Annotated in this window: 8 protein-coding genes; 2 read left to right on the top strand and 6 right to left on the bottom strand. The window is 67.3% G+C overall.

The window, feature by feature from the left end; translation table 11 throughout:
- From TF1_RS15535 to TF1_RS15525, 3 genes are all read right to left on the bottom strand, one after another.
- Positions 1 to 819 (bottom strand): tetratricopeptide repeat protein (locus TF1_RS15535; RefSeq protein ID WP_061784020.1); only part of this gene is annotated, 819 nt, incomplete at its 3' end.
- Between the two features lie 67 nt (positions 820 to 886).
- Positions 887 to 1,399 (bottom strand): MarR family winged helix-turn-helix transcriptional regulator, encoded by a 513-nt coding sequence (locus TF1_RS15530; protein ID WP_016189113.1) that lies wholly within the window; start codon positions 1,397 to 1,399, stop codon positions 887 to 889.
- 97 nt (positions 1,400 to 1,496) lie between these two features.
- Positions 1,497 to 2,684, bottom strand: a complete 1,188-nt coding sequence (locus TF1_RS15525; protein ID WP_011292817.1) for an acetyl-CoA C-acetyltransferase — start codon at positions 2,682 to 2,684, stop codon at positions 1,497 to 1,499.
- Between the two features lie 85 nt (positions 2,685 to 2,769).
- Here TF1_RS15525 and mce point away from each other — a divergent pair, with 85 nt between their 5' ends.
- Complete coding sequence (gene mce / locus TF1_RS15520; RefSeq protein WP_016189115.1) at positions 2,770 to 3,213, top strand: methylmalonyl-CoA epimerase; 444 nt, start codon at positions 2,770 to 2,772, stop codon at positions 3,211 to 3,213.
- Between the two features lie 435 nt (positions 3,214 to 3,648).
- Positions 3,649 to 4,932, top strand: coding sequence for a DivIVA domain-containing protein (locus TF1_RS15515; protein WP_011292819.1), 1,284 nt, complete (start codon positions 3,649 to 3,651; stop codon positions 4,930 to 4,932).
- Positions 4,933 to 5,037: 105 nt separating this feature from the next.
- Here the strand turns inward: TF1_RS15515 and TF1_RS15510 are convergent, their stop codons facing one another.
- The 3 genes from TF1_RS15510 to TF1_RS15500 form a co-directional block, all read right to left on the bottom strand.
- On the bottom strand, positions 5,038 to 5,772 hold the full coding sequence (locus TF1_RS15510; protein ID WP_016189116.1) for an alpha/beta hydrolase: 735 nt from the start codon (positions 5,770 to 5,772) through the stop codon (positions 5,038 to 5,040).
- Between the two features lie 29 nt (positions 5,773 to 5,801).
- Positions 5,802 to 6,131, bottom strand: a complete 330-nt coding sequence (locus tag TF1_RS15505; protein WP_011292821.1) for a hypothetical protein — start codon at positions 6,129 to 6,131, stop codon at positions 5,802 to 5,804.
- A gap of 109 nt (positions 6,132 to 6,240) precedes the next feature.
- Positions 6,241 to 6,607, bottom strand: a 367-nt coding sequence (locus TF1_RS15500) for a 3-hydroxyacyl-CoA dehydrogenase family protein (RefSeq protein ID WP_255266202.1), incomplete at its 5' end; no start/stop codon positions are given.

The following is a 6,607-nucleotide window of genomic DNA, read 5'->3' as shown; positions in this document are numbered from 1 at the left end:
GTCCCTGGTCCGGCGGACGGTTGCCACCAGCCGGTCGAAAGCGTCCTCGACGTTTCCGGCGTACATGTCGAGGTCGGCGACCGCGCACTGGGCTGCCACGTCAGTGGGATTGTCGGCCGCCTGCTGGCGGACCTTTTTGACGTCGAGGTCACGCACCCGGGCCAGCAGTCGCACCTGGGCGAGGCCCATCGTGTAGTCCGCGTTGCGCGGGTCTTTTTCCAACGCCTCGGTGTAGGCGGCCTCTGCCGCGGCGAAGTCGCCGCGCTGCACTGCCTCAGCGGCCTTCGCCTGCACAGGGTTGTGCTTGGGCTGCTGCTCTGCGGGCTGGGCTGGGCCGACACCGGTGAAGTTCTGCGGCAGCACCCCCTGTTGCCGCAACGCGGAAAAGACTTGGGTGAGCAGGTCACGCGCCTGGTTCTCGTTGATCGCCCCCACCGCGATCGGCTGAATCTGGCCGCCCAGGGCGAGGTAGAGTGCGGGCACCGCCTGGGCACGCAGGGCCTGGGTCAACTGCGGGCTGACCCCGGTGTCGATCTTCGCCAGCAGCCACTGCCCCTGGGATTCGGCAACCAGTTTGTCCAGCGCCTGCTCGGTCTGTTTGGACTCTCCTGACCACCCCGCCAGGAGCACCAGCACAACAGGAACCTGGAGGGACCGTTCCAGGACCTCGCGCTGGAAGTTCTCCTCGGTGACGTCCACGGCGTAAGGATTGGTGTTCCCCGCCTCCGCCGCGGCCTGTCGTTGAGCCTCACGTTCAAGGGCCGCTTTGCGCGCGCCGAGATCGACCGCGCCGTACGTGGAGAATTCCGAAGGCTGCATACCTCCATCCTGCCGTATCCGTGCCGACCGCGGTGAATCTCGCCCCCGTTACCGGTGCGTGCCGTACCTAACTTTCAGCGCGGAAGTCTCCGTAGTTCACCCGCAGTTTCCGGAAAACGGTGTAGATCTCCCACAGCTCTTCGTCGCTGTAGCAGCCCAGGCCGAACTCCATGTCGAGCAGGTCGCGGGTGGCCCGTTCCACGACCTCGCGGCCGGCGTCGGTGATCTCGGCGAGAGTGCCGCGCCCGTCGCGGGGATTGGGTCGGCGCCGGACGAACCCCTGGCGCTCCAGGCGGTCGATGGTGTTGGTGACACTGGTGGGATGCACCATGAGCCGCTCGCCGATCTTGCCGAGCGGCAGCGCGCCAGTGGAGCTGAACGTGAGAAGAACCAGCGCTTCGTAGCGGGCGAAGGTCAGTTCGTACGGCTTCAGCACAGCATCAAGCTGTCCGAGGAGAAGCTGCTGTGCTCGCATGATCGAGGTCACAGCCGCCATGGCTGGGGACTTCCCCCAGCGGGCAGCCCAGTTGTCGTGTGCGCGCTCGATCGGGTCGAACGGGAGGTTCAGCGGGTTTCCCACACGGGACACTCTAGCGACCCCCGTGCTGCGCCCTGGCAGGGGTGCTGCGAGGCCGCTGCCCGGAAGCGCGGGGCAGTCCGGGCAGCGGCAGGAGCCGTCAGGAGGCGGGCACCGACAGCAGGAGGGCGTCGCCCTGCCCGCCGCCGCCGCACAGGCCTGCGGCACCCAGTCCACCGCCGCGGCGGCGCAGCTCGTGGACGAGGTGCAGCACGATCCGTGCCCCCGACATGCCGACCGGGTGGCCTAGCGCGATCGCTCCGCCGTTGACGTTGACGATGTCCTCGCTGACGCCCAGCTCGCGCATGGACTGGATGGCCACGCTGGCGAACGCCTCGTTGATCTCGACGAGGTCGAGGTCAGCGACATCCCGTCCCGCTTTGGCCAGCGCGTGCTTGATCGCGTTCGCCGGCTGGCAGTGCAGGGAGTTGTCCGGGCCTGCGACGTTGCCGTGCGCCTGGATCTCCGCGAGGATCTCGCATCCCAGCTCTTCTGCTTTCGTCCGGCTCATCACCACGACCGCGCACGCGCCATCGGAGATCTGGGAGGAGGATCCAGCGGTGATCGTGCCGTCCGGGTCGAACGCGGGGCGCAGCCGGGCCAGGGCTTCCACAGTGGTGTCGGGGCGCACCCCTTCGTCGGTGTCGACGATCGTGGGGTCGCCTTTCCGCCGCGGTACTTCGACGGGGACGATCTCGTCTTTGAACAGTCCCGCTTCGATAGCGGCGGCGGCCCGCTGGTGGGAGCGCGCCGCGAACGCGTCCTGCTCTTCCCGGGTCATGCCGTGGCGGGCGTTGTACCGCTCCGTGGACAGGCCCATGGACACGTGGTCGAAAGCGTCGGTCAGGGCGTCGTGGGCGGTGGCGTCGAGGACCTCGATGGAGCCGTACTTGTAGCCGTGGCGGGCTTTGGGGAGGACGTGCGGGGCATTCGTCATGGATTCCATTCCGCCGGCCACGACCACGTCGAATTCCCCGGCGGTAATGAGCTGATCAGCCAAGGCGATCGCGTCGAGGCCGGAGAGGCAGACTTTGTTGATGGTGAGCGAAGGCACGCTCATGGGGATTCCGGCTTTGACGGAGGCCTGCCGTGAGGGGATCTGCCCCTGGCCGGCCTGCAGGACCTGGCCCATGATGACGTAGTCCACCTGGTCACCGGAGATCCCTGCCCGCTGCAGGGCAGCTTTGATCGCTATCGCCCCCAGGTCCACGGCGGCGAAACCGGAGAGTGCTCCGAGGAGCTTTCCGATGGGGGTGCGTGCGCCGCCGACAATGACCGATCCAGGCATGTGTCCCAGCCCTCCTTGTTCCGTCCCTCACCTGGTCTGTCACGATACAGACAGCCGCGCCCAACGGGCTGAGGGAGGTAGGACGTTGTTCACTCGCATCGACCACATCGGTATCGCCTGCCGGAATCTCGACGAAGCCATCCGCTTCTACCGGGAGACCTACGGCTTTGAGGTGACCCACGAGGAGGTCAACGAAGAGCAGGGGGTCCGGGAGGCGATGCTGCGGATCAACGGGACGGACGACGGCGGGGCGAGCTACCTGCAGCTCCTGGAGCCGATCCGCGACGACTCTCCGGTCGCGAAGTTCCTGGAGCGCCACGGGGAGGGCGTGCACCACATCGCGTTCGGCACCGCGGACGTGGCGGAGGCCGCTGCGACGGTCCGGGAACGCGGTGTCCGTGTACTCTACGAAACTCCGCGCAACGGCTCGATGGGATCGTTGATCACTTTCTTGCACCCGAAAGACTGTGGCGGGGTGCTCACTGAATTGGTTCAGGCGCGGACGGACGGTGCTCCGTCGGCAGAGTAACCGGCGGTGAAAAACAGCCACCCGGTTCCGCGAGAACAATCACCCTCCGGAACTGGGTGGATACTCAAGCATGCACGGAGTGACCAAAAACTTCGGTTCTCTCCCAAACCACCTCCCGTGAGCGTCATGACTTGATAAAGTCTCCTAGCCGCCTTTTCATCGTCGGCGGGTGCTGTTCCAACCCAGGCGGTCCATGTCTTCGTTTTCTGGTGGGCACAAAACGCCAGTTCGTTAGACAATCAACACAATCCCATAGCATTGCGGTGAACTCACCGCACTATCCGCTGTCGCGGAGTAGGCTCCGGTCCGGAGAGCTATCTTCGCGCCAGGCAGCGCAGACACGGCTCCAGCCGAACGCTGCGACGTTCGCCTCGCCGAAACGAAGACATCCGTCCGTAATGTAGCCGTCTCGTCACCTGTTCAGGATTCCGCCACATGTCGTCCGATATTGACGCCCAGCTCAGTAATTTTTTCGATGAAAACAACCCGGAGACGGAGTTCGACATTGTCCTGCGCGGCTACGACCGTACCCAGGTCAACGAGTATCTCGCTCAACTCCGTCAGGAAGGCCGCCAGGCCCGTGAAGAGGCTGAGAAGCTTCGCAAGGAGCTAGCTGAAGCGAAGCGCCAGCTCCAGGAGCAGGAGCGGCCCACCTATTCCGGTCTCGGTGCCCGCATCGAGCAGTTGCTGCGTCTGGCCGAGGAGCAGGCCACGGAGCTCGTGCAGGACGCTCGGGCCAAGGCTAACGACATCAAGGTGGCCGCCAAGGTGGAGGCCGCTGAGATGCGCGCCGCGGCCGAGAACGAAGCCACCGAACTGCGTACCACCGCGCAGCGCGAAGCCGACGAGCTGCGTCAGTCCGCCGAGCGGGAGGCGGAAGAGATCCGCACCTCTGCGCAGCGCGAAGCCGACGAGCTGACCGCCGCCACGGAGCGCGAAGTCCAGAAGAAGCGCGCCGCCGTGGACCACGAGATCGCGGAGAAGCGCGCCACCTTCGAGGGTGAGATCGCCAAGCTGCGCACCACGACCGAGCGGGAGTGCGCCCAGGCCCGTGCCGCTGCCAAGCGGGAACGGGACGAGATGATCCAGGCCGCGAAGCGCCAGGCCGACGAGATGCGGTCGCAGGCGCAGCGGGCCCTGGAGGAGAGCGAAGCCCGGCGCGCCCAGGAAGAAGCCGAGTTCGAGATCCAGCTTGCTGCCCGCCGGGAGGAAGCCGAGCGGCAGGACGCCGAGCGGCTGGCCGCTGCACAGGCCGCCACGCAGAAGCTGGTCGCCGAGGCTGAAGAGCGGGCCGCGAGCGCCGAGCAGCGGGCCGCCAAGGCCAGCGCGCAGGCCGAGCAGACCCGCCGCGATGCGGAGCAGCACGCCAAGCAGGTGGTGGCCAACGCGAAGAAGCAGGCCGAGCAGATTACCTCGGAGGCCAAGTCCAAGGCCCAGCACATGGTCAGCGACGCCAAGGCCGAGGCCGAGCGGATTCTGACCAAGGCCCGCCAGGAGGTCGACGAGCTGACCCGCCAGCGCGACAGCATCCAGTCGCACCTGCAGCAGCTGCGGCAGCTGCTGGGTGGCGGCGGTGGCGCCTTCCCCGCTCCTGCTCCCCCCGCCCCGGAGCCCGCAGCGATCGAGTCGAACAACGGCCAGGAGTCCGGTCAGAAGCAGCCGGTTGCTGCGTCGAGCAGCAAGGGCAGCGCCGAGGACGAGGACTGGTGGCAGGAGTAGTCTTCGCGGGTAGCGCGAGCAGCCTGCAGTAGTTGGGGCCCGGTCCGCTGGACCGGGCCCTGACGTTTGTGCGGTGTCGACCCCCGGATGCGGCGCGGTCCGCGGCTAAAGCAGGGTGTCTTTCTCGTAGGGGCCGTCCCATTCGGTGGGCAGCGGGTACGCCTGGGGGGCGACCCGTTTGACGATCTCGTTGAGCACAATGCGCACGTACGGCTCCCCCACCCACAGGTGCCTGGCGTTGGGGACGCCGATCACCTCGGCGTGCGGCACGCGGGCGAAGCGCTTACGCGCCTCGTCGGGGCGCAGGTAGTCGTCGTATTCCGGGACAAGCGCGACCAGGGGACGGCCGAACTCCGCCCAGGCGTCCAAGTCGGCGTCGGTAGCGCGGTGCAGGGGCGGGGACAGCAGGATCGCTCCTTGCACGGTGGGGTCGTGCCCCCATTTGAGGGCAAGTTCGGTGCCGAACGACCAGCCCACCAGCCAAGGTTCGGGCAGGTCTTCGAACTCGGTGAATTCGATGGCCGCGGCAACGTCGTAGCGTTCGGCCTCCCCGTCGCCGAACTCTCCTTCACTAGTGCCGTGCCGGGAGGTGGTGCCTCGAGTGTTGAACCGCAGTACCGCGATGTCGGCGAGGGCGGGCAGCCGGTAGGACGCTTTGCGGATCACGTGACTGTCCATCATCCCCTCGGCGGTGGGGAGGGGGTGAAGGAAGATGATGGTCGCTACCGGGTCGTTGTCCTGGGGAAGGGCGAGTTCGCCGACGAGCGCCAGCCCGTCCGCGGTGTGCAGGGTGATGGGGCGCCGCCGGGCGGGGAGCACGGTGCTCGCACGGATCTCCATAGTTCCTCACCAGTGGGTGTGCCTGGAGTCTAAAGTCCTGGATAGTGCCGGGAGTAGCGGACTGTCCGGTGGGTGCGCCGCTCCCAGCAGGAACTGTGCCAGTGTCGGCGGTCCTCCCCGTCACCGAACGCAGCCCACGCCACCACGTGCGGCATGCCCGGCGGTATCTGCTGGGCGCAGCCCGGGCAGCGGTAGGTCTTGACCGCGGCTGAGCCGCTGATCCGGCGGACCGCCCACTCCCCGTCAGGGCCGCTCTCGTATCGCTCTCCGCCGGTGATGCGGTTGATCAGTGCGGACTCGTCGTCGCGGGTCCGGTCGTTCTTTTTTCTGCGACGGGGTCTGTTACGGCGCGGACTCACATGTGACAGCTTAAGAGGTCCGGCGTGGGCAGGAGCGGCGGGACGGCCGGGCAAAGCCCGGCTGTGGTCGCCGAGGGCTTTCCCGCGGGCCGTCCCGGGGTGCGGCCGGTCAGGACCGGAGCGTGTCCTTCCCTTGCTTGGCCAGCATGGTGAGCAGCGGAGCGGTGTCATCGGTGAAGAGTCCTGCCGCGGCCAGCTCCGCCAAGGTCTCGGTGACGTTCTTCACGCCGCGTTCGTCGAGCATGGCGGCGAGACCCTTGGGGTAGCCGCAGCCCAGCCGCATCGCGGTGTCCACGTCGTCGGCGGTAGCGTACCCGTCGCCGATCATGCGGGCCGCGTCGTTGAGGTGCGGGACCAGCAGGAGGTCGGCGAGGCTGGTCTGCCCTGGGCCGTCACCGACGAGCTGGGCCAGCGGTGCGGTCGGCTCCGGTTCCGCGGGGTTGTCGGCGCCGGAGTAGTCGTAGAATCCGCGTCCG

The organism is Thermobifida fusca NBRC 14071 = JCM 3263, assembly GCF_001592045.1.
Lineage (GTDB): Bacteria > Actinomycetota > Actinomycetes > Streptosporangiales > Streptosporangiaceae > Thermobifida > Thermobifida fusca.
This window is presented reverse-complemented; position numbering and strand designations above follow the sequence as displayed.